A 23,298-nucleotide genomic window follows, 5' to 3' on the forward strand; every position below is an offset into this window, starting at 1 on the left:
TTTCGGTTTCGCTTCGTTTGAATGGTTTCTGAACTCCATAAAATATCGAAATGCAGAAAACATTTCAAAATTAAATTAATTGGAAAAAAACACTTAGATCAATGGATAGACAATGATTTTGAAAGGTGTATTTGATGATTAAATAATTCAATAAGTGCTATTGATTTATATTTCTAAAGAAATTTAAGAACTTAAAAATGTTTTAAGCTGTTGGAAACAATAAGTTTTGATAAATTAAAAGAATTAGTAAAGTTCTCTTCATGGTTTAATTTTTTTTCAATTAGTTTTTATTTTTTAGTGAAAACAACATAATCATCGATATGACCCAATGTTGTGAACTACAAAAATATGCTTTTTTTACAATGTATCAAAAAAGCTTATAAAAAATTAGTTGATAATATAATCAAGGATTGTATTTTATGTAAAATATCAATTTTACTACTTACAGACAGGCAAACTAGATTATAAAATAAGTGATAATTCAGATATATAGTTGTCTAAAATTATCAATAGAACGGGCTTTAGCCCGTTTAAGAATGAAAAAAAACATTTGGCTTTAGCCAAAACTTAGTGATTAAATTCAGCAATTAATTCCTTAAAATAATTCTCACATTTCGCAATATGAGTTCCGTACCAAGAAAAAGCTTCACCATCAACGATGATAATTTTCTTTTCAGGATAGAATTCTTTAAGTTCCGCAATATGTTTTTCCTTAAATGGAAAAGGCTCTGATGAAAGCATGATCACATCCGCTTCTGCTAAATCCTCAATCTGAACTTCAGGATAACGGGTTTGGCTTTTAAAAATATTTTCAAAACCTATTTCGGCAAGAATGTTATGTATAAAAGTATCTGAACCCACTGTCATATAAGGGGTTTTCCAAATCAAATAGACTGCTTTTATTTTATAGTTTATTTTAGCTTCATTAAGAACTTCGTAAATTTTAAGATTAAAAATCTGTGCTCTTTCTTCTTTGTTAAAAAGTAAGCCCAGGTTTTTAACTAAGTAATAATTATCTTCAATCGTCTCCGTATTATAAACAATCACTTTGAAATCTTTCATTAAAATTTCAACCTGTTCTTTTACGTTTTCTTCTTTGTTGGCTAAGATTAAATCGGGTTTTAAAGCTTTAATTTTTTCAATATTCAAGTTTTTTGTACCACCGATAATTTCCACATTTTTTACTTTGTCTTCGGGATGAATACAGAATTTCGTTCTGCCGATAATTTCGTTTTCGGTTAATCCCAAATCAAATAAAGCTTCAGTAATTGAAGGTACCAGAGAAATGACTTTCATGACTAGATTTTAGACTTTGCCTAAAATTACAAAAGTTTTCCGGTTAAGAAAAGTCCGGCAATCGTAAAGTAAATAATCAAACCTGTAACGTCGACCAACGTTGCAACGAATGGTGCAGAAGAAGTTGCCGGGTCAAGATTGAATTTTTTAAGAATAAAAGGAACCATTGATCCCGATAAAGTTCCCCAAAGTACAATCATCGATAATGACATTCCAGCACTGAGTGCGATGAAAAACCAGTAATCACCGTAATCAAACCAGCCCATTTTGTGCCAGATCATAATTCTGAAAAACCCGATTACCCCAAGAAATGTTCCCAGAATTAGACCTGTAACCAATTCCTTTTTCATAACAATCCACCAGTCTTTAATGGTAATTTCCTGAAGTGCCATCGCACGGATAATTAAAGTTGCGGCCTGCGAACCTGAATTTCCGCCACTTGATATAATTAATGGAATGAAAAGTGCCAAGACCACAGCTTTTTCAATTTCGTTTTCATAATATCCCATCACAGAAGCAGTAATCAACTGTAAGAAAAACAAAACAATCAGCCAAAGTCCTCTTTTTTTAATCATTTCAAACCAATGTGTTTGAATATAAGGATCATCCAAAGCTTCAACACCCCCGAATTTTTGAATGTCTTCAGTGTTTTGAGATTCAATTTGATCTAAAATGTCATCAATCGTCACAATTCCTACCAAAACTCCGGCATCTGTAATAATGGGAAGTGCGGTACGGTCATATTTTTCAAAATAGGTTACTGCATCTTCTTTTGAAGTTGTTGTCTTGATGGCTACAAACTGATTGTCGGTGAGATCTGAAACCAAAGTATCATCTTCAACTAAGAGTAAACTACCCAATGCCAAATCGTCAATCAAGCGGTTTCTCTCATCCACTACATATAAGTGATTGATAGTTTCCACCCTTTTTCCGACTTTTTTGATTTGCTGAAGACATCTTTTTACCGTCCATTCTTTTCGAATTTGGATGTAATAAGGTGTCATTAGACGGGCAATAGAATCAGAATCATACCCCAAAAGCTTCAGTGCAATTCTTCTTTCTTGTGGATTAAGGTGATTGATTGAATATTTAATCAACTCATCAGGGAAATCTTCAAAAAGTGCAGTTCTGTCATCGGGTGTCATCGCATTCAGGATCTCAGAAACTTCGTCACTGCCGATGCTTCGGATAGTTTCTTCTTGGAAATCAGGATCTAAATGGGAAAAAACATCGGCTTTGTACTCTTTTGGAACTTTCAGAAAAGCCAATAGCCTTTCATCAGCATGAAGTTCGCTAAGTCTTTCGGCAATGTCGGCTGGATTAAAGGTAAGTTCGTCTGTATGATTCAAAACCTGAATTTTTTGGATATGCAAAAATAATCCAAAATATCAACAAACAAGAACGATAACGTAAATTTAAGGATTTATTAAAGGTTAAAAACCGGCTTCAGAAGAGGGTTTCTGTTTTCTCAATTCTTTCAGAATGCTTTTCATCGCACCATTGGTACCTATTTTAATTGAATTTTCTGCAGAACCCAAAAGACGCATGTTTTTACGGTAGGTGTCGTAATCTGATGAGGCAATGAAGTTTCCCTCAGCGTCAAAGAGTTTCATGCTCACAACAACCTGATTAGAAAATACATATTTTCCTAAACCTACTTTGAAATATTTTACTTTAGGAACCACTACAAAATCAGCATCGTTGTTTTTGCTGTATTCTGAAATAGTCTTAGAATCGATGCTGTCATAAGAAACCTGAACTTCAGATCTCAACATTTTGTTTTTTCTAAATCCGCTCACTTTATCTGAAACTGCGCTGAAAAATGCATGATTGGTGGGTTCCTTAATCTCCTCAAGATCAGGTTCTACTTCAGGATTAAAGTATAAGATTTTCTTTATTTTGTCAGCAGTATGAGCTTTCTGCGCTTTTACAGAAGAAATACTGATGATAAACACAGTAGAAATAAGCGTAAAAAATAAGATTTTTTTCATGTCTTTGTCACTTGCAAAAGTACTGTCTTTTAGTGGAATGACATAATTTTATTAAGGAAATTTTAACATATTTTTCTATTTAATTTAATACATAGAATCGATTATGTTTTGCTGAGTAAGAAAATAGTCGTACTTTTGCACCCGTTACATAATAATCATTAAACAATATTGGAATGTACTTAACAACAGAAAAAAAAGCAGAAATTTTCGCAAAACATGGAAAATCTGCACAAGACACAGGAACAGCTGAAGGACAAGTTGCTCTTTTCACTTTTAGAATCAACCACTTATCTCAGCATTTGAAGGCTAACCGTCATGACTTTGCTACTGAGAGATCTTTGGTAAAATTAGTAGGTAAAAGAAAAAGTTTGTTAGATTACCTTAAAAACAAGGATATCACAAGATATAGAGCAATTATTGCTGAACTTGGATTAAGAAAATAATCTATTAGATTTCCAAAAATAAGAAGCAATTTCGTAAGAGGTTGCTTTTTTTATGCACCAATTCTATTTTATTAAATACATCAAAACAAGGTAAAAATGGTTTGTTATTTCAATAAAAATTGTTCAAATCATCATATAATGTATATCTGAAATTCAATAAATCATTATAATACATTATCTTTGCAAACGAAATTTAGACGAAATATCAATAACTAAAGCGCTCAATACGGAGTGCAACACAAAACAATTTATGAGTATACCTCAAGCAATTACAGAGACGATCATTCTTGCAGACGGCAGAGAGATCACAATTGAAACAGGAAAATTAGCAAAACAAGCTGATGGTTCTGTAGTCGTAAAAATTGGCGGAACAATGCTTTTAGCAACTGTTGTAGCCAGCAAAGAAGCAAAGGATGGTGTAGATTTCTTACCATTGACAGTAGATTACAGAGAAAAATTCTACGCAGGTGGAAAAATCCCTGGAAACTTTTTTAGAAGAGAAGCTAGACCTTCGGATCAGGAAATCCTGACGATGCGTTTGGTAGACAGAGTTCTAAGACCATTATTCCCTGAAGATTTCCACGCAGAAGTTCAGGTAATGATTTCATTGATTTCTTATGACGGACTTTCAATTCCTGACGATTTAGCAGGTCTTGCAGCTTCGGCAGCGATTGCAATTACTGATATTCCTTTCAACGGACCAATGTCTGAAGTAAGAGTAGTAAGAATTGACGGGAAATTAGCGGTAAATCCTAATTATGAAGATCTTAAATTGGCTGACCTTGACATCATGGTGGGTGCAACTAAAGATTCTATCGTAATGGTGGAAGGTGAGATGAAAGAAATTTCTGAGGCAGAAATGCTTGAAGCAATTCAATTCGCTCATGTTGAAATCAAAAAACAAGTTGAAGCTCAGGAAAGATTAGCTGAAAAAGTAGGCAAATCTTTACCAAAAAGAGAATACAGCCACGAAAATCACGACGAAGCAATTCGTGAGAAAGTGTGGAAAGAAACATACGATAAAGTATACGAAGTAGCAAAAATTCCTTCAGGAAAAGAGGAAAGAGGTGAGAAATTTAAAGCTGTATTGGCTGAATTTTTATCTCAATATGTAGAACATGCTGAAGAATTAGAAAGAGTAACCCCTTTCGCTAAAGTATATTTCCACGATGTGGAAAAAGAAGCGATGCGTCAGATGATTTTGAACGATAAAATCCGTCTTGATGGTCGTGATCCTCAAACGATTCGCCCGATCTGGAGCGAAATTGATTATTTACCGGGAGCTCACGGTTCTGCAATCTTCACAAGAGGTGAAACTCAATCTTTAACTGCTGTAACTTTAGGTTCAGTAAAAGATGCGAACATGGTAGACAGCGTAATGGTAAACTATGACGAAAGATTCTTCTTACATTATAACTTCCCACCGTTCTCAACAGGTGAAGCTCGTCCTTTAAGAGGAACTTCAAGAAGAGAAGTTGGTCACGGAAACTTAGCTCAGAGAGCTTTGGCAAACATGATTCCTGAAGAAAATCCTTACACAATCCGTATTGTTTCTGATATTTTAGAATCAAACGGTTCATCTTCTATGGCAACTGTTTGTGCAGGAACTTTAGCATTGATGGATGCGGGTGTTCAAATCAAGAAACCAGTTTCTGGAATTGCAATGGGATTGGTAACTGATGTGAAATCAGGGAAATTCACTGTACTTTCTGATATCTTAGGTGATGAAGATCACTTGGGAGATATGGACTTTAAAGTAACCGGAACTGCAGACGGAATCACCGCTTGCCAGATGGATATCAAAGTTCAGGGATTATCTATGGAAATTATGGAAAAAGCGCTTCTACAAGCTAGAGACGGAAGATTACATATTCTTGATAAATTGAATGAAACAATTTCTGCTCCAAGAGAAGATGTGAAACCTCACGCTCCGAAAATGGTAATGCTAGAGATCTCTAAAGATTTCATCGGTGCTGTTATCGGACCTGGTGGAAAAATCATTCAGCAAATGCAGAAAGATACTGATACTGTTATCGCAATTGAAGAAGTTGGCGAAATCGGTAGAATCGAAATTTCTGGTGTTAGCAGAGAGAAAATCAACGAAGCGATTGCAAGAATCAACGAGATTACTTTTGTACCGACTGTAGGTGAAGTTTACCAAGGTAAAGTAGTAAAAGTAATGGATTTCGGAGCTTTTGTAGCGATTGCAAAAGGTACTGAAGGTCTTCTTCATATCTCTGAAATCGAATGGGCTCGTCTAGACAAAGTTCCTTACAAAGAAGGTGACGAAGTTGAGGTGAAATTTATGGGTTATGATGACCGTAAAAAAATGAAACTTTCTAGAAAAGTTTTATTGCCAAGACCAGAAAGACCGGCACAAAAGCCAAGAAATGAAGGTAACGTAAATCCTGAAGGTAAAGACCAACCGGGAGAACACAAGCCTTTGAACGAAGCTTAAGATTTAGTTCTTAATTATATAAATCCCTCTTTTTGAGGGATTTTTTTATGTTTAAATTTAATTATCTTTAAAAAAATAAAAAATAACAGATGAAAAAACTTTTTATCCTTTCATTAATCACATTCTCAACTCTCAGTTTTGCGCAGACTGTAAATGATGTTTCGCTAAGAGATATCGACGTAGATTACGTTCAGATTATCGGGACTGGTCGTTCCTTAAGTACAAAAGTAAATGTGGAAATTGATTTCGGACAAGAAACCAAATCCATATCCTTTAAAAACGGAACCAATATTAAAGACGAAAGAGGACGGAATGTAAAATTTAATTCGATGATGGATGCTCTGAATTTTATGTCTGCAAATGGCTATGTATTCCAATTTGCTTACACCACAAATGATGAAAAAGATAAGGCTGTTTATTATATTTTAAAGAAAAATAAATAACTCCACTGAAAATTTCAGTGGAGTTATTCCTAATAAACAAATATGGTTTTTAACCTAAGATTTCAGACATTGCAGAAACCAAAACTCCTAAAAGCTGAGGATTTCCTGATGGTGAAGTGATTTTTACAGTCATTTGACCGCTATCTGAAAAGCTTACTGAAGTTGAAGATCCACCAGATCCACTAGCACTGAAGAAAGGCCAAAAACCTGTACTTGCTCTTGCAGTGATTACCTGCTGGTCACTTGAAGAATAACTTGTTGCAGAAGTCATTGTAATATCAATTCCGTCAACAATGATCAAAGAAGTTGCAGAACGCTGTAAGTTACCATTGGGCCCGAAAGTAGTGTCCCAAGATGGTAAACCGTTTTTCCAAACCGTGTTGTCTCTGGTACCATAAGCTCTTGACAATGCTGCACTGTTATACCAAGGCGTGTATTGGCTAAGGATAGGATCTGTAGACGTTTTTGCTAAAGGAGCTCCGGGTAATGTCAACACATGTTTGAAGCTTGCACTGATATTAATACCTGCTGAGGTAGCTTCCTGTGTAAGATTGTCATAGCTTGCGCCACCCCCAAAATCAAACAAGTCGAAAAACACAGATGTACTTCCGCTTGCCCATGTGTGAGATACATCAGAAGACTGTGTTTTACTATCCATCGTAAAGCTTTTTGCCGGAGCAGACTGGATTGCGTTATTTAAATCTGCAATCGTAGTATTATAAGCATATCCTTTCCCTGCGGCCTGTGCAGAAGCGAACATTGTGTTGGCAATCGTTACTATATCATTATAGAAAGACTGAATCAATGATGCGCTACATCCCATCTGAGAAGGAGCATAAATCATTGCCCATTTTTTGAAGGCAGACTGCATAGCATCCGGGCTGTCAAAAATATTAGAAGGACATTTAGGAGACTGAATATAATTTAGCCAATTCGTATAATAATCTCCCATACAATTTTGGAAGCTATTATCTGATAGTGGTTTTAAGTTAGCAATTACTGCCTGATAATCCTGAGAAAAATTGTTAGATTGACTTGGGTCATAGCTGTTGTTCACAGATTTTGGAGGAACGGCATCAAAAATTTTCCAAAGCCAGTCTGAAGTTGGTCCTACAGGTTGTGTTCCCTGGTAAAGCTGGAAGTTGTTAGGACTTAAAGATAATCCTGTAACTAAGGCATTGTACCATTGTTGAGTTAGAGTTTGCATTGCTGCTTGTGCTTGTGACATAATATTAGTTTTTTGGTTTCCTACTCTTTTAAATATCAGGCTTTTCGGAGGCCGCCTCAATTCATTGGAAGCTTCTCTTAATGAACAGCACAAAGTAACTTCTAAACAATTGGAACTGGTAGAGTAGAAAATACCCAAATTGATAATAGGTATTTGTACTTCTGTAAGGCGGAATATACTTAAGTAGTTTTACGCAATTAAAAAATAGTGTTTTAAGCAATTTGATAATCATCTAATATTTAATGGAAAAGCAATTAAAAAGTCATTTTTCTGTATTCTAAATAATCTGAAATTCAATTATTTAAATAATAGTCTTCAAAATCCGTGGAATTGTCGTATATTTGCACTATAATTAAGAAGAAGGTTTCTGCTTTTCTTAAACTATAACAGTTTAGAATACCCTTTATCCCTCAGTTTTCTTTATTCTGACTGCCGTTTTTCACTTTTATTTCTTGCAAATGAATCTTAGTGCCGGCAATACGAATCACCACGACTGACAACCTGTAGAACACCTTTTTACTTCTTTTCGGGAAGTTGAAATGGTTGTAATAATCGAAAAACTTTCCGGTAACGATCGTAAATTCTAAAAAATTTATTATCTTAATGCAGCGGAATCATTAGAAGAATTTCAATAGAAATCTTTTTGTGATGGTAAACAATACCCTCTGATGAAATAATTGAAAAATTATCAGAAAATTAAATTCAAGAATAACAATTAATATAAAATAATATATGGCGGATTCTTTCTCAAAAAAAGAAAACTTTAAGAAAAAATTACAGAAGCAAAAGGAAAAAGCGATACGTCGCGAGGACCGAAAGAACACCAATGACAAAGGGAAAAGTCTTGATGACATGATCATGTATGTAGATGCAAACGGTCAGTTAACAAGTACGCCTCCTGATAACAGCAACAAAAGTGTCATTGATTTGGATAACATTCAATTGGGTGCAGCTCCTATTCAGGAGGAAGATCCAATCAAGTCTGGTATCGTTACTTTTTTCAGCGACAAGGGATACGGATTTATCACTGAAGATAACTCTAAAGAAAATGTATTCTTCCACAGCAACAATTGTATTGATATCATCAAAAAAGGAAACAAAGTATCTTTCGAAAAAGAAAGATCACCAAAAGGTTTCTCTGCAATCAATATCAAAATCATCAGATAGTTTTTTAAACTATATATAAAACAAACCGCTTCAGCAATGAGGCGGTTTTCTTTTTATGTATAAATATTTTCTCTTATTTCTATTAAAATTTTTGTCGTTTTTTCCAGATCCGGATATTCCGGTGTGAGAATGTAATTTCAGGATGTGGAAATGTGGTTTCACAATGCAGGAATATAATTCTACAATGCAAGAGTATAGTTCGACATCGGAAGAATATGGTTTAACATTGCAAGAATATGATTCTACAACGAAAGAATATTAATTTGCATCGTGCCCATGTGAAATAACATCGCAAAAAAATAAAGCTACATTACAAGAATGTAACTTTACATTGCAAGAATATTGAGTTACTGTGTTTCAACATTCTTTTGAACATAAAAAACATTATTTTCTATTCGTAAATTCTATTGCTGAAACGTTTGTGTACTCAGGAGATGTAGCGCCGTAGAGGCTTTTCACATACTTTTTGATGTTCTGAGCGATGGTGTACAAGCCTGTGCCATCTGCATATAAAATTTTGTCTCTTTCTATTAATTTGGTATTGAGCTCGGCTTCTGTCTGGTCGACAGCCTGGGTAGCACTCATTAATGATGCGTGGTAGGTGGTCAGGTTGTTTAATTTTAAATCTTCTTCATTAGGTGTGTAGCCTGGAAGGGTTGCTAATAACTGCAGAAGAATTCCGAAATTCTCAGCCTGCTGGGTGAAAGACTGGCGGGAAGTGGAAGCTGTTTTGGGAGCTTCTTTGCCTTCTTCGGGTGGAGTAGTGGTTTTCTTTGAGCCACCCTGAATTGCGCGGTTCAATGATCTTGCCTGATCTAATGTTCCTTGTGGTAATCCTAAAATTTCGAGCAGATTAACGATTTTGGTACATGTTGATTTTAGATTTTCGAAAGCGGTCTGACGGATGATGATTGCATTTTTGTTGGCGTTTCGTTTGTCTTCCACCTCAATTAATTTTGCGGTGGCAGTGGTGTACAATGCCTGAAGGTTGGCTACTGTAATGTTTTCTACCGGAGGATTGTAAAGGCTGTAAGTGGTAACTTGCTGTGTGATTTTTTGAAGGTTCGCTACATTTTTAGCGTGCCCAACTTCGGAGGTACTTGACATATTATTTGTGTTTTTAAATTTGTAATTCAAATATAAAAATTATTTTGAATAAAATAGTTTTTGGAGTAAAATATTTTGGTATTCAGGATATTATGTTAAATTGGGTAGTGGAAAATCTTAGGTTTAGGGTGAAGGTACAGAAAAGCCACACGAAAGGATTTGTGCGGCAGCGGAGGGACTACTGCAGTTATAATCGTTTTTGCAGGAGGTAATCCCACAAAAGTGTTTAAAACTTAGACAAATAAAAATGGTCGGAATTTTCTTCCGACCATGACTAGTTAATTTAACGGCTCTTATTATGAATAAAGATCTATAATTTCATCTGCTTTTTGATCGAATCGTTCTTCAATCGTATTTTCGAATGATCTATTATAATCAGTAATAAATTTATTATTATTTTCAATCACATATTCAGTCATAGTCATTTTCTTCTTTGCTTCTGTTAAAATGAATTTTTTATCTAAAGTAGAAGACTGAATTTCAAGTGTTATTTTATCGCCAATTGGCTGATAAATATTATTGTCCATGTTAGAAGAAAATCTAATAGCTTGTGGTGAGTAATCAAATAATTCTGGGTTACCCGTTATTTTTGCCTCGACTGTAATAATATTTACATTTGCGGTTTGACCATTGAAAGGATTACTAAAAGATGGGGCAACTGGAATAGTTTCAGATCTATTTGCTACTACATTAAAATCACCTATTGTTACTTCTTGCCACAATAATTTTTGCTTTATTTCTTTTAGCTTTTCTTCTCTTTTTTCGGGAGTGTCAATTTCTGCATACTGAATGTTATTAGTTTGTTCTTGTAAAAGATCAAATAAATGTCCGGGTAATTCAAAATTAATTGTTTTCAAGGTTGTTCTGTCTTTTTTCATGGTTAAAATCTAATTTTAAAAATTGTTTTTTAAAGATAATTATTTATTTAGAATTCTTGTCATCCGGAGAATGCGGGATTTAAGGGATTCTAAATTCAGCATATTTCCATCATTTTATCATAATGACTTTTACCGCCAATATTTTCAAACAACATTTCAAAACTTTTTATTGCAACTTCTTTAGATTCTTCTAATATTCTAGAAAAGTATATTTCGTCATTTGTTGAAACTCTATGACTTCCATCTTGTATTTGAGAAATTAATGCCGTTATGATCAAATTTTCCGAGCTTTCTTCTGGTATATCATTCTTTAAATCCCACAACTTTACATCATTTATAAGCCCCATAAAATTTCCATAACTTTCAATAATTCTACGCATATTATTAAAAAGTGCAATAGAAAATTTTTCAGAACTTTCTTTTTTTACTTCCTGCCATAGTAGATGATAATCATTGAAAGCTACATTTTTATAGCCTTCTATTTTTTCAATAATTGATTGATTATTAATTTTTTTTATATTAAAATAGGTTGTTGAATGGCATATTCTTGCGCCAGAGGCTAAAGCGACTTCTTTGTAAAAGAAAATATTGTGTGTTAAAATAAAAACTTGTTCTATATTTTCATTTTTTAGTTGATCAATTAGATTATTTCGTTGTTGGTCTTTTCCCGTTCCTTTTTTTGTAATTAACCTTCTGATTAGTGTAGAAACAAAAAATAAAACCTGACTATCCATACTTGATACTGGATCATCAATTACAATAATTTTCTTTTTTGTAGAATTTTGTGTGTCGTTAGTTCCTAAACACATTTGATAAAAATATAAAAAGGCAATAAAATTTTTTTCTCCCTCACTTAAGGTTTTAAAAATGTGGCTTTCGGAAGTTTCTCCTTCCCGTAAAATGTAATATTTTATAATATTATTTTCAACTTCTCTTTTTTCAATTTTAAATCCTGTAAAATTATTTTTAATAAGTAAATCATTGATGCTGTCAATAGCTTTTTGCGTATTAACAGTTTGTTTTTGCCATTCTTTAATTTTATCTTTAGATTGACTTTTTAGATTTTTTAAAGTATCAATTTCTGATTTTAATTGTTCTAATTTTTCTATGTTGCTATTATTTGCAATTTTAAAAGAATTAATTTTTTCTTTAACTTGATAAGAAATATATTTCCATATTTCATCTGTTAATTCTTGTTGACTTTGTTCTATGTTGTCAATTTCTTCATTATGAATTCTAATATTTTCGTTGACTTTTTCAATTTCGATTTTAAATAAATCGATAGTTTCTAACTTTTTCTTTTCGTTAGGATTATCAATTTTAGCTAGAATTTCTTTTTCATTTTTATTCAAAATTTTTGTTAGTTGATTTTGTATTTGTAGGACATCAAACTTAATCAGATCAAAATCTGTCAATATTTTCAAATTTGAATTGAAAGAGGAAACTTTAGCTGAGTATTTTGAATATAATTCTTTAATATTTTTAATTTTTTCTTCTCTGGTAGTATCAAAATAACTTTCAAATTGCTGTAATAAATCTTTATCAATTGTCTGTTTCTGACAGAAAGGGCAATCTTGAATTTCTTTCTTCTTATTCAAGAAAGTAATTCCTTGTTGAATCCAAGCACTATTGTTTAATTCATTAATAATAGAAGAAATAGGAACATCATTACTTCCTACAATGATTTCTTCGAGGGCATTATTTAGTTCTTTTTCTAAATCAAGTATCTTATTAAAATCATGATCGGAAATATTTTTCTCTATTTTAACTAAATCTTCTAAATAGTATTTCTTATATTTTTCAGAGATATAATTTATGGTTTTTGAAGAATATTCCGTTTTGTTTATTTGAACAAGTTTTTCATAAAAAGGATCTTTTCTTCCGCCTAAATTTATTTTGTTGAAGTTCTCTTGAAATTCCTTATTGTAACTCCAGCAATCTTCTACTATATTAACAAGCTCTTGTTTTTTTGAATTTTCAAGTTTTTGTTTTCCATCATCTTTATCTAAAATTGATTTCTCAATGTTCGCTAATGTTATATATTCATTTTTAATATTTTCATCAATTTCTTCGTTCTTTTCATCTAATGAAAAAATTCCGGATAGTTCAGTTTTGATGTAAAAGTTATTTTGTACAAAATCGGAATCAAATACAATTATTTCTTCTTCATTTCGATTAAAGCCATCGATCGAGCAATTATTGAAATGACTTGAAAGAACTTCATTTTGGGAAAGGTTATAAAATAGGCGAGCGATTGTAGACTTTCCAGAACCATTATTTCCAAAAAAGAAATTTACTTTTTTAAAATCATTTATTTCAGCAGGATTTTTATAGCTTGCAACTTGGCTAAGTTCAATTCTTGTTATCATAAGTTGAAGATTGTTATTAGTTTACTGCAAATATAATATGAATGTACAAAAAACGACTACGGATTCCCATAATCGTTTAATTTTAATATCTCTCTTTTAAATTATAATGCTATGCGCAATTCTACGGAAGAACAAAACATGGAATATTTATATGAATCTATGTCTTTCTAAACTTCTTCTTTTTCTTCCAAGGTGCATTTTTCTGAACGTCACCCGCCGTAATACATCCGTAAGGCATCACTTCATCCAGTACTTCACATAAACCGTATTCTTCAATTTGTGCTCTTACATTTTTGGCGCTTTTATAAGCGGTCGGAAGTTTGGAAATATCAATTTCGTTTGAGAAGAAACCAAATATCTAATCCCTGAGTTTCTTCTGCAAAAACTTCTTCAATGGTTTTATGAGCCAATGGTTAAAAATAACTATTTAAACTTTAAAAATTCTCATAAAGCTGTCTTTTTCCAGAGATTTCATAGAGAAATTATAATCTGATTCATCTTTTTCCGAAGTTATTATTGCTCCCAATTCTTCTACAAGCTTGTTAAAAGAAATCGGCTCATACCATTGCTGGTAAAGTGCCTGCGTAGCCATCATCGAAACTTCAGAACTTCCTGAAACATGAGAATGTCCGGCTCCGAAATTTAACAGAACAAAACATTGTCTTCCATCTTTCGGCAAGAGAATTCCCAGAATCGTTTGTTTCTGAACTGAGTTGCATTGAGCTTCTGCAAACAGATTGTTTGGGTTCATCATATAATCGTAAGAAATGGCATCACCTTTTCCGATCACGATTTTATAACCACAATCACTGCTTCCGCTGAATACGTTATTCATGACCAAAGTCGGAGCCACAAAACCTTTGTTGGCATATAGATATTCTACGGCACCTTGTGGTGCAGAGGTCATATCTCCGGAGTACATCAACTGACCTTCATTTTGATTATAAGATGCATTCCAGCCAATTTTTCCGGCGATATTCAATCCTGAAAGATCGAGGTCATAAGCTCCCCAGGCATTTTCCCAGTAGATTCCGATGGCCAATCTGTCTCCGTAAAATCTTGTTCCTGTAGGGATGTTTCCTACAAACATTTTTTCTGAAGTGGGTAACGCAAATTCTACATCTTTAGGGAAATACATCTTCTTACCTGAAAGATTATATTTTGATTTTAAGTAGTTTAAAATGAAATCATAATTCAATTCGTTCACAGAAGTTGATGTGGCTTTTTTCGTCCACGATTTACCGTTCCTGATTCTATAAACAAAAGTATCCTGACCATACATTCTTGAGTAGCACGCTGACAACGCTTTGAATAATGCAAACGGAGTGGCGTTTTCCAGCCAATGCAAATCACTGTTTTCCAGCAAAATATTTGTTGCATTATTTAACGGATTTGAAATTAAAGGCTGATGATAAACTTTTGACAGTTTTGAAATTTTATTAATCGTTTTCGGCGCTTTGTTTTTAAATGCTAAAAACAGAGGCTTGAAACGGTTGAAAATTTCAGCCAGTTTTTCCAATTCGAACTTTTCAAACAGATAGGTTGGATTGAATTTACTTTGCTTAATTTCATCGATTAAGTCATCACTTTTGATCAGAAGTGTTGTTCTGGTCGTTTTATAAATCACATAACGGAAAAATTCTACCGGATTCTCAGGGTAAATATCGTAGCGGTCAGCTATTTTTATGATTGCTTCTTTGTTTCTGATATTTTCTTTTCCTGTAAAATCATACTCTAATTCGTTATGCAAAATATGCAGTACATCATCAATTGTTTCTTCCTTCAGGGCAATTCCGGACTTCAATAAGGAAAGGCATTTTTCCTGCATTTCTTCGATGCTGTAAGCTTTAATTACTTTAAAGGTTAATTTCAAATCAGGAACATTCAATACTTCATTCGGAATATAGATTTCATTTTGAAAATTGCTTCCGTAGGTAGAAATATAATGATTGATTTGTTCGATAAGTAATTGAAATCTTGTGCTGTCTTTGATTTTCTGCCAGGATTTATGAAAGGTTTTATTTAAATCATTTCCATTGAGCTTTTCTCTTTTGTAAAAAGAAATAATTTCTTTTTTTGCCCAAACAGCATCAGGCTCGATCATAAAACCATCTTCTGAAATAAACGCTTTCGCATCAGATTCTTTTGCTAATACAGCATTGAATAATTTTAATGTTTTCATTGTTTTAAATTTTAAAAAAATAAGTGAGGAGTAATTTTCTTTAAAGTGAATGTTATAGGAACTCCTTTTACCTACAGTTTTACAAAAAGGCGGGGAGTATTTTTCCAATTATAGGAACTCCCTTTGCCTTAGAATTTCTTAAAAAGGCGGAAAGTAAATGTGGGAAATCAATAGGAACTTTCTTTGCCTTAATTTTTTAATAAATGAAAATGATTAATCGTTGAATATAAACATTTTCAATATTTTGAGGAACAGGCAGGGCTCGAACCTGCGACCAACAAACTTGATTCATAGGAACTTTATTTGCCATAAGCGAAAAGTATTACTGTTGCTCTACCATCTGAGCTACTGTTCCCACCTTTATAAAAAGTTTTTATTTATGCTTTTCTAAACTTCTTCTTTTTCTTCCACGGCGCATTTTTCTGCACATCTCCAGCCATGATACATCCGTAAGGTATCACTTCATCCAACACTTCGCATAAACCGTATTCTTCAATTTGGGCTCTTACGTTTTTTGCACTTTTATAAGCGGTCGGAAGCTCGGAAATATCAATTTCATTGGAGAAGAAACGGATATCTAATCCTTGCGTTTCTTCTGCAAAAACTTCTTCAATGGTTTTATGAGCCAATGATTTTTTATGTTGCGTTCTGCTGAAATTTCTTCCGGCTCCGTGAGGTGCAAAACCTAAGTTTCTCTCATTGGTTTTCCCCTGAACGATCAAAACAGGTTCTGACATATTCAACGGAATCAATCTTGGTCCTGTAATATCTGGCATAAATTTATCGTCAAGAGGAGTCGCACCTTTTGCATGATAAAATAAATCTCCGTCCTTGAAAACGAAATTATGCTCGTTCCAATATCTGTTTTCTTTTTCGATGTTCATTTTGTTTAAAACGGCATCGTGAATTGAAGTATGATTTTCTTTCGTCCATGTTCTTATCAATTGTAACGCTTCCCAATATGATTTTCCTTCTTCTGTTTCATACGGAATCCAGGCATTTTCTTTCAAAGTTTCAGGTGAAATTTCCAATCTGAATCTATTCGCGACTTTCATCCCTTTATCATATAAAGCGGCTCCCGGAGCTCTTGATCCGTGGTGAGTTACCAATATGGTATTTCCTGTATTTTTAGAAATTCCAACGAACAAGAAATGATTTCCATCTCCCTGAGTTCCCATATGAGAACGGGCAATGCTGATTAATTTTTCATCATTCAAAAAGTAATTTTCTCTGAAAGCATCCATTAATTTCTGAGACATTTCCATTTGCTCACCTCTCGGTCTTCCTCCGGGTCCGAAATGTGTAATTGAATGGGCTGCATCCAAAACTTCTTTAAGATCAGCTTTTCCAAAATCTGTCAACATCACTGAACAACAGATATCTGCGCTATGAAATCCAGGGTGAATCGCATTTTTCGCCACAACAACTCCACCAACCGGAATCTGACCTTCAGGACCTGTCGGACAGGCATCGGGCATGATCGCACCTGCAACCAAAGTCGGAGTTTTCATCAGAACTTTCATGGTGTTGATTACTTTTTCCACATTATCATTTTCACTTTCGTGTTCAGCTTTGATGTTGATGATAAAATCTTTTGGAGTTTCATGAAGCGGAATCAAGTCCGGCTGTTTGAATTGTTCCAAATATGCTGTGATTTGATTTTCATCTAAATTATTTTCGTTGATATATTCGATGGCATCTTTAAACCATTTTGATGGTCTGTATCCTAATTCTATTAAGTTGTTTCCGTTAAATTCCATTGTTTGTTATTTTGTTGATGCAAAGTAATTACCTTAATGCGCAATAATTTTGCGTAGATGAAATTATTTTGATTATTTTTGAGAAAATTAATTTAACTAAAATTTTTTAACACATTAGAACACATTAGAACACTTTAGTTTTTTTAGTTTAATGCTTAACAAATAAATAGAGTACTTAAGTTTTTAAAAAATCTTTGATTTTTTCTAATGTGTTCTTTATGTTTTCAAAGATGATAACTCAAAGATTCTAATGTGTTAAAAGAAATTTGTAAGTCTTTTCAATTTTATTTAAAAATAAAAAATATGTTATTCGAACAATTAGAAAAATCAGCGGAAGAAATACAGTTTAAAGATGTCATTGCATTTATTGACGAACATTATGATTTTACTCCGACAAAATTTAGCAACGGAAATATCGTGAACGAGGCAGATCAAAATAACGGATCTTGTAAGGTTTTCAGTTTTGCAAAGCTGAATGATTTGCCAAAAGAAGATACTTTAAACCTTTTCGGAGAGTTTTACCGGGAAGATGTTTTGAAAAATCCTGAGGGTACAGATCACCAGAATATCAGAAATTTTATTGAATATGGCTGGGATGGGATTTCATTTGAAGGGAAGGCTTTGAAGAGGAAGTAATTTTTTTTGTACATCTAGTTTGTCATTCCGGAGGAATCTCAATAATTTTTTATAATTAATTGCTTAGATTCCTGCGGAATGACAAAGTGGTTGTTTCTTTTTTTTTAACCACCCCGTCAAAAATTCTATGAATTTTCGCCACCCCTCCAGAGGAGGGGAATTTACATGCTTTAGTCTTTACTCAACCTTAAATCTTAACCTTTAACTATGTCATCCAACAAAAACGCTCTCATCCGCTACAAAACTTTAGATAAATGTCTGAAGAATAAGTATAAAAAATACACTTTGGAAGATTTAATCGATGAATGTTCCGAAGCGTTGTTTGAATTTGAAGGCAAAGAGTCTTTTGTAAGCAAACGTACAGTACAATTGGATTTGCAGAATATGCGGAGTGAAAAATTCGGGTATGAAGCTCCGATTGAGGTTTATGAGAGAAGATATTACCGTTACAGCGATCCGGAGTATAGTATTCATCAAATTTCCGTCAATGAAAACGACCTTAAAGCGATGAATAATGCCATTCAGATTTTAAAGCAGTTTAAAGATTTTTCCATGTTTAAGGAAATGAATGGTGTTATCCAGAAGTTGGAAGATTCTATTCATTCGACCAATCAGAAATCGATTATTCATTTGGATAAAAATGAGCAACTGAAAGGTTTGGAGCATATTGATGTTTTGTATGAAAGTGTTTTAAATAAAAAGGTTTTAAAGATTTGCTATAAAAGTTTCAAAGCGAGAGAATCGAATATTATCACCGTTCATCCTCAATTATTAAAGGAGTACAACAACCGATGGTTTTTGATTTGTTGGCATAAAAAAGCGATTTACAATCTCGCTTTAGACAGGATGGAGGAAATTGAGATCGATGAAACTACAGAATACATTGACAAGGATTTTGATGCAGATCGTTATTTTGGTGAAGTCATCGGAGCAACGGTTTCTGAGACGCAAAGACCGCAAAATGTTATCTTTTTTGTCAATTCACAACATGCTCCATACGTAAAAACCAAACCTTTTCATCATTCTCAGGAAATTATCAAGGAAGATGAAAACGGAACGACTTTTAAAATTTGTGTTCAGCTCAATTTTGAATTAGAACGAATGATTTTAGGAATGGGAGAGTTTTTAACTGTTTTAGGTCCAAGAAAACTGAAACAGAGAATTGCCAAAAGTATTAAAGCGGCACATTTAAATTATCAGGGTAATGAAACGGGGAATGAAGAATTATAATTTAGTTTTGTTATAAAAATTGGCTTGAAACTTGTAATTGTTTTTGAAAATAAATTTATTATGAAATCAAGAATATTAAAAGCGGTACTTGCAATGGTAGTTCCCATTGTTATTGAATATGTTATCAAGAAATTTACAGAAAAGAAAGGAGAAGTGAAGGATCCGAATAGACAGATTCCTTCACCACATTAAAATTATAAGCCTTCCTAATTGGGAGGTTTTTATTTTTCAATCCATTCTCTGAAATCTGCTGTCTGACTTTGGCTTGTGATAAGTGGATTTTCCCAACCTTTAATTTCTAACGCTAAAGCATTTTTCGAATAGCGTTCAAGTTTTATAATACTCTTTTTATTGACCAGCTCGCTACGATTAATTTTAAAAAATTCGTTAGGATTGAGCTGAAATTCTATTTCTTTAAGAACGGTCTGATTGAGCAAATGTTTTTTACCGGAATCATCAAACGCAAAAATAACTCCTTCTTCTGCTTTAAAAAATGTGATATTTTCAGTTTCTAAAAAATAAATTCCTTTATTACTGATCACGCTGAACCGCTCTTTGAAACTTTTAGGCTGAATTTCTTTTTGAATCTGGCTGATTTTAAATAAAATTTTGTCGGAATCATGAGATTTATTTAATACTAAAAATTTATTCCAGGCTTTTTGAAAACGCTCTAAAGTAAATGGTTTTAGAAGATATTCAATTCCATTTGTTTCAAAAGCATTCATCCAAAATTGGTCATAAGCAGTCGTGAAAATAATCGGACAGGAAATTTTAACTTGATCATAAATTTCAAAAGCATTTCCGTCTAACAATTCAATATCGGAAATAATAAGATCAATAGATTTTTCTGTTTTAAAAAACTCGACAGCTTGCTCCACATTATCGATTTCTGCTAGGATTTCGGTAGTTTCTTTTAACTCATTAATGAATCTGATGAGTTTTTTTCTTGCCGGAATTTCATCTTCAATAATGACTATTTTTATCATGCTTCTGGAATTATAGGTAATGTTACGGAAAATTGATTATCGATATTTTTAATTTTTATCTGACTTTCAATTAGTAAAAAATACTGTTCGGTGAGGTTTTTTAAAGCTTTTCCTGATGGGAATTTTGTATTTATCTTTTGAACAATATTATTTGAAACGGTAAGATTTTCATCAATTCTGATGGTGATAAAAATGGGTTTTGTTTCTGTCCCGAGATTATGTTGTATTGCATTTTCTAATAATAACTGAAGACTTAGCGGAACAATAAAACCTTGATATTGATGGCTCTCTATCTTTAATTGATAAGATTTTCCGTATTTATGCTGAATCAGTTTGAAATATTTTTTAACAAAAGCCAATTCTTTATCAATTTCTACCAATTTTCTATCCGAAACCTGCAAAACATAGCGGTAAATATCTGCAAACTCATTGAGGAAATCTGATGCCTTGGCTTTATCTTCTTCAATAAGCTGATCGAGAATATTCAGATTATTAAATAGAAAATGCGGGTTGAGTTGATTTTTAAGCTGATTGATTTTGGTCTCGGAAAGCATTTCATTAAAATTTGCAATCTGTTGCTGGTTTTTCTGATTTTTTCGGTAGTAATAAAAAGCAAGAAAAAAACTTCCGTAAATAAAAGCATTCAAAAAATCTGAAATAGCATTATTAAGAAATGTTTGCGAATTAAAGTTCCTTTCAAAAGTATCAAAAATAAAAGCTATAATAAGTTTAAAAATATTAAGTACAAACAAATATAAAAGAAGGGAAGTTCCAAAGATTTTAAAAATTTCTTTAAAATTGAAATTGTCCGATTTTTGCCAATAGATCATCAGAAAACGCATAATCAGAAAGAGAATACCGGCATTTACAAAATACAACACAGGAGCTTCCGGTGTGAAAGTGTACCAGTTGATCTCTCTTTCTGTCTGAAAACGGATTTCTATGGTTTGCACATAAGAAAAAAGAAAAATAAAGAGTAAAAAATATTTGTTTTGCTGTATTTCGTTTAAAATTTTCTTCATGATTGTGTGACAACAAAATAGTTCTATAAAAATACAGAACTATTAATAAAGTTTATAATTGAATATGTGTTTAAGATTTATTTTGATGAGTTTTCGGGAAATGAAGCGGTAATATTTCCTTTATCATCATAAAAATCGAGCTTTGCTTTGTTTTCTTTGTCTACATAAAACATTGCTTTAGGCAATCCTTTTGCATCAAAAAGAAACAAACCATCTCTTTGTCCGCGAGATTTTCCGAGCATAATTCGTGGTGTTCCTTGTCCAAAATTTTTAGTTCTCTGAGATTCATTTTTAGGACGATCGTTGAATGTGAGACTGCTTCCCACAAACCTTTCATTGCCCTTTTGATAATCTTCCGATAGCAACTGCATGATTTGGTCGCCATCGTATTGATCATGTGTGAATGAAAGTCCTGAAGAATGACCATCTGCATTTTTTTTACCGTCATAGATGAAACCGCCACATTCCAAACCTTCTTCATTAAAGAATAGCATTCCGGAACGTTTTTTACGCTTCTCGTTGGTATAAACACCGTTGATTTTGGTTTTTCCGTTTGGAAAGCGATCTACATTGGTAATTACCATTTTAACGGTGCCATCTTTTTCTACTATATTAATTCTTTCCACATCGATTTCTGAAAACTTTTGATTTCCATTGCTTTTGAAAGCTGAATTGACTAAAAAGAAGATTGCAATTGCCATGGAAAAGGCGAAAGCTCTTAAAAATATAAGCTCTTTGTTGATACGTTTTTCTGTCATAATTATTGATTTTATGACGCAAAAGTATCATGAGTACAAATTGGAATCAAGAACTCTTTTTTGAACTAAGGAAATATGGTTATGATTTAAGGATATTATAAGATGAGTGAATTTTTAGTTTGATTAAATAAAATCATACACCCCATTTTTCCAGCCTAAAACTTTCGAAGAGTCTGCATTCAACCAATTTTTAAGAACCGTTGCATAGACTTTTCTGAAATCTTCAGTGTAAATTAAATCTCCTTCTTTCAGATTTTGTAAATCTGGCAAGGCGTTTAGAATTCCTTTCTTTTTTAAACCGCCGCTGATAAAAAACATTTGGTTGGCTGTTCCGTGGTCGGTTCCTTTGCTTGCATTTTGTGAAACACGACGACCAAATTCTGAAAAAGTCATGAGTAAAATATTATTAAACAATCCGTTGGCTTTCATATCAGCAACGAAAGATTTTACTGCCTCGTTGATTTCTCCAAACAATTTTTGCTGTCTTTCATTCTGATTGACGTGCGTATCAAAACTTCCTATTGAAAGGTAATAAACCTGCGTATTAATGTCTGATTTAATTAATGAAGCGACGGTTTTAAAGTCTTTACCTAGTTTAGAATTCGGATATTCCTGAGTGTTTTTTTTTGCTTTACTTTTTTCGAAAATATAGTCGGCATTGTTGATGGTTGAACCTAAAGTTTTATATAAGTAAGATACCGTTTCGTCATCGTGGTGGTGATCGTTTTCATACAATGATTTGAAATATTTCTCCTGACTTGTCTGATACAGTTTTTTTGGATCTTTAAAGGCAAATGCTTTATTGTTTTCACCTTTTAAAGCCAAACTCAGCATATCATCAACTTCCAATGCCTGAGTAGGATGTTCGCATTTGTAGCATTCTTCATCCAAAAATCTTCCGAGCCATCCTGTTTCCAGAAACTCATCGCTTTTACTGGCAGAATGCCAAATATCCATGCTTCTGAAATGTGATTTATCAGGGTTTGGGTAGCCTACATTATTCATCAGGGAAAGTTCGCCGCTGTCAAATAATTCTTTAAAATAAGACAAAGCCAGATTGATTCCTGTTTCATCATTTAAAGCTAAAGAATCATTGATGGCAATATTTTTTCTTTCTTTAAAATAAATATCATTTTTTGTTGGGATAATCGTATTTAAACCATCATTTCCACCTGTGAACTGCAGGACGATCAGTATTTTCTGATTCGGATTTAAGGCATTGTCTAAAGTCATCGACTGTAGAAAATTCGGAATAAACAATGAAGCTGTTGCCAATGAACTTATCTTTAAAAAGTCTCTTCTTTTGATGATCATAATTTCTTTGCTTAGATTTAATAAAAACTA

The 23,298-nt window shown here is 33.0% G+C and carries 20 protein-coding genes, 1 tRNA gene and 1 pseudogene; 7 read left to right on the forward strand and 15 right to left on the reverse strand.

The features are described 5' to 3' along the window. Positions 1–567: 567 nt before the first annotated feature. From MQX03_RS00220 to MQX03_RS00230, 3 genes are all read right to left on the reverse strand, one after another. Positions 568–1,296: an ABC transporter substrate-binding protein gene (locus tag MQX03_RS00220; RefSeq protein ID WP_242800439.1), complete on the reverse strand. Its 729-nt coding sequence runs from the start codon at positions 1,294–1,296 to the stop codon at positions 568–570. Positions 1,297–1,322: 26 nt separating this feature from the next. Further along, complete coding sequence (mgtE, locus tag MQX03_RS00225; RefSeq protein ID WP_129536555.1) at positions 1,323–2,645, reverse strand: magnesium transporter; 1,323 nt, start codon at positions 2,643–2,645, stop codon at positions 1,323–1,325. Between the two features lie 84 nt (positions 2,646–2,729). Continuing rightward, entirely contained in the window at positions 2,730–3,287 is a 558-nt protein-coding gene (locus tag MQX03_RS00230; protein WP_242800441.1) for a pyruvate decarboxylase, read from the reverse strand. A 173-nt stretch (positions 3,288–3,460) separates the two neighbouring features. On the opposite strand from MQX03_RS00230, the gene rpsO reads away from it, so the two are divergent. The 3 genes from rpsO (at position 3,461) to MQX03_RS00245 (ending at position 6,631) form a co-directional block, all read left to right on the forward strand. Further along, positions 3,461–3,730: a 30S ribosomal protein S15 gene (gene rpsO, locus MQX03_RS00235; RefSeq protein ID WP_129536557.1), complete on the forward strand. Its 270-nt coding sequence runs from the start codon at positions 3,461–3,463 to the stop codon at positions 3,728–3,730. A gap of 250 nt (positions 3,731–3,980) precedes the next feature. Then, the gene (locus MQX03_RS00240; RefSeq protein ID WP_242800443.1) at positions 3,981–6,188 is read left to right on the forward strand and encodes a polyribonucleotide nucleotidyltransferase; all 2,208 of its coding nucleotides are present in this window, start codon (positions 3,981–3,983) and stop codon (positions 6,186–6,188) included. An 89-nt stretch (positions 6,189–6,277) separates the two neighbouring features. Continuing rightward, positions 6,278–6,631 (forward strand): hypothetical protein, encoded by a 354-nt coding sequence (locus MQX03_RS00245; RefSeq protein ID WP_242800445.1) that lies wholly within the window; start codon positions 6,278–6,280, stop codon positions 6,629–6,631. A 49-nt stretch (positions 6,632–6,680) separates the two neighbouring features. On the opposite strand, the gene MQX03_RS00250 is transcribed toward MQX03_RS00245, so the two are convergent. Beyond that, positions 6,681–7,859 (reverse strand): hypothetical protein, encoded by a 1,179-nt coding sequence (locus MQX03_RS00250; protein ID WP_242800447.1) that lies wholly within the window; start codon positions 7,857–7,859, stop codon positions 6,681–6,683. A gap of 732 nt (positions 7,860–8,591) precedes the next feature. On the opposite strand from MQX03_RS00250, the gene MQX03_RS00255 reads away from it, so the two are divergent. Continuing rightward, entirely contained in the window at positions 8,592–9,026 is a 435-nt protein-coding gene (locus MQX03_RS00255) for a cold-shock protein (RefSeq protein WP_242800449.1), read from the forward strand. Positions 9,027–9,410: 384 nt separating this feature from the next. On the opposite strand, the gene MQX03_RS00260 is transcribed toward MQX03_RS00255, so the two are convergent. The 7 genes and pseudogenes from MQX03_RS00260 to MQX03_RS20570 form a co-directional block, all read right to left on the reverse strand. After that, entirely contained in the window at positions 9,411–10,133 is a 723-nt protein-coding gene (locus tag MQX03_RS00260) for a hypothetical protein (protein ID WP_242800451.1), read from the reverse strand. A gap of 296 nt (positions 10,134–10,429) precedes the next feature. After that, positions 10,430–11,011, reverse strand: a complete 582-nt coding sequence (locus tag MQX03_RS00265) for a hypothetical protein (protein ID WP_242800453.1) — start codon at positions 11,009–11,011, stop codon at positions 10,430–10,432. A gap of 95 nt (positions 11,012–11,106) precedes the next feature. After that, on the reverse strand, positions 11,107–13,380 hold the full coding sequence (locus MQX03_RS00270; protein ID WP_242800454.1) for an AAA family ATPase: 2,274 nt from the start codon (positions 13,378–13,380) through the stop codon (positions 11,107–11,109). 157 nt (positions 13,381–13,537) lie between these two features. Beyond that, positions 13,538–13,790, reverse strand: a pseudogene (locus MQX03_RS00275) (RtcB family protein); the annotation flags it as partial. A gap of 17 nt (positions 13,791–13,807) precedes the next feature. Beyond that, on the reverse strand, positions 13,808–15,562 hold the full coding sequence (locus tag MQX03_RS00280) for a hypothetical protein (protein ID WP_242800456.1): 1,755 nt from the start codon (positions 15,560–15,562) through the stop codon (positions 13,808–13,810). A gap of 247 nt (positions 15,563–15,809) precedes the next feature. After that, positions 15,810–15,917: transfer RNA gene (locus tag MQX03_RS00285), tRNA-OTHER, on the reverse strand. Positions 15,918–15,939: 22 nt separating this feature from the next. Then, a complete protein-coding gene (locus MQX03_RS20570) occupies positions 15,940–16,740 on the reverse strand; it encodes an RtcB family protein (protein WP_394801724.1) in 801 nt (266 codons plus the stop codon). An 885-nt stretch (positions 16,741–17,625) separates the two neighbouring features. On the opposite strand from MQX03_RS20570, the gene MQX03_RS00295 reads away from it, so the two are divergent. From MQX03_RS00295 to MQX03_RS20415, 3 genes are all read left to right on the forward strand, one after another. Next, the gene (locus tag MQX03_RS00295) at positions 17,626–17,958 is read left to right on the forward strand and encodes a HopJ type III effector protein (RefSeq protein ID WP_242800460.1); all 333 of its coding nucleotides are present in this window, start codon (positions 17,626–17,628) and stop codon (positions 17,956–17,958) included. A 207-nt stretch (positions 17,959–18,165) separates the two neighbouring features. Beyond that, positions 18,166–19,188, forward strand: a complete 1,023-nt coding sequence (locus tag MQX03_RS00300; RefSeq protein WP_242800462.1) for a helix-turn-helix transcriptional regulator — start codon at positions 18,166–18,168, stop codon at positions 19,186–19,188. 60 nt (positions 19,189–19,248) lie between these two features. Further along, on the forward strand, positions 19,249–19,380 hold the full coding sequence (locus MQX03_RS20415) for a hypothetical protein (protein ID WP_262510687.1): 132 nt from the start codon (positions 19,249–19,251) through the stop codon (positions 19,378–19,380). 29 nt (positions 19,381–19,409) lie between these two features. Here the strand turns inward: MQX03_RS20415 and MQX03_RS00305 are convergent, their stop codons facing one another. From MQX03_RS00305 to MQX03_RS00320, 4 genes are all read right to left on the reverse strand, one after another. After that, positions 19,410–20,174 (reverse strand): LytR/AlgR family response regulator transcription factor, encoded by a 765-nt coding sequence (locus MQX03_RS00305; RefSeq protein WP_242800464.1) that lies wholly within the window; start codon positions 20,172–20,174, stop codon positions 19,410–19,412. Beyond that, positions 20,171–21,196 (reverse strand): sensor histidine kinase, encoded by a 1,026-nt coding sequence (locus MQX03_RS00310; RefSeq protein WP_242800466.1) that lies wholly within the window; start codon positions 21,194–21,196, stop codon positions 20,171–20,173. Before MQX03_RS00310 ends, MQX03_RS00305 begins: the two co-directional genes overlap by 4 nt. 77 nt (positions 21,197–21,273) lie before the next feature. Further along, positions 21,274–21,954, reverse strand: coding sequence for a hypothetical protein (locus MQX03_RS00315; protein WP_242800467.1), 681 nt, complete (start codon positions 21,952–21,954; stop codon positions 21,274–21,276). A gap of 123 nt (positions 21,955–22,077) precedes the next feature. Then, positions 22,078–23,268, reverse strand: coding sequence for a DUF1501 domain-containing protein (locus MQX03_RS00320; RefSeq protein WP_242800469.1), 1,191 nt, complete (start codon positions 23,266–23,268; stop codon positions 22,078–22,080). Positions 23,269–23,298: the final 30 nt, after the last annotated feature.

This window comes from Chryseobacterium aahli, from assembly GCF_022699665.1.
GTDB classification, from domain to species: domain Bacteria; phylum Bacteroidota; class Bacteroidia; order Flavobacteriales; family Weeksellaceae; genus Chryseobacterium; species Chryseobacterium aahli.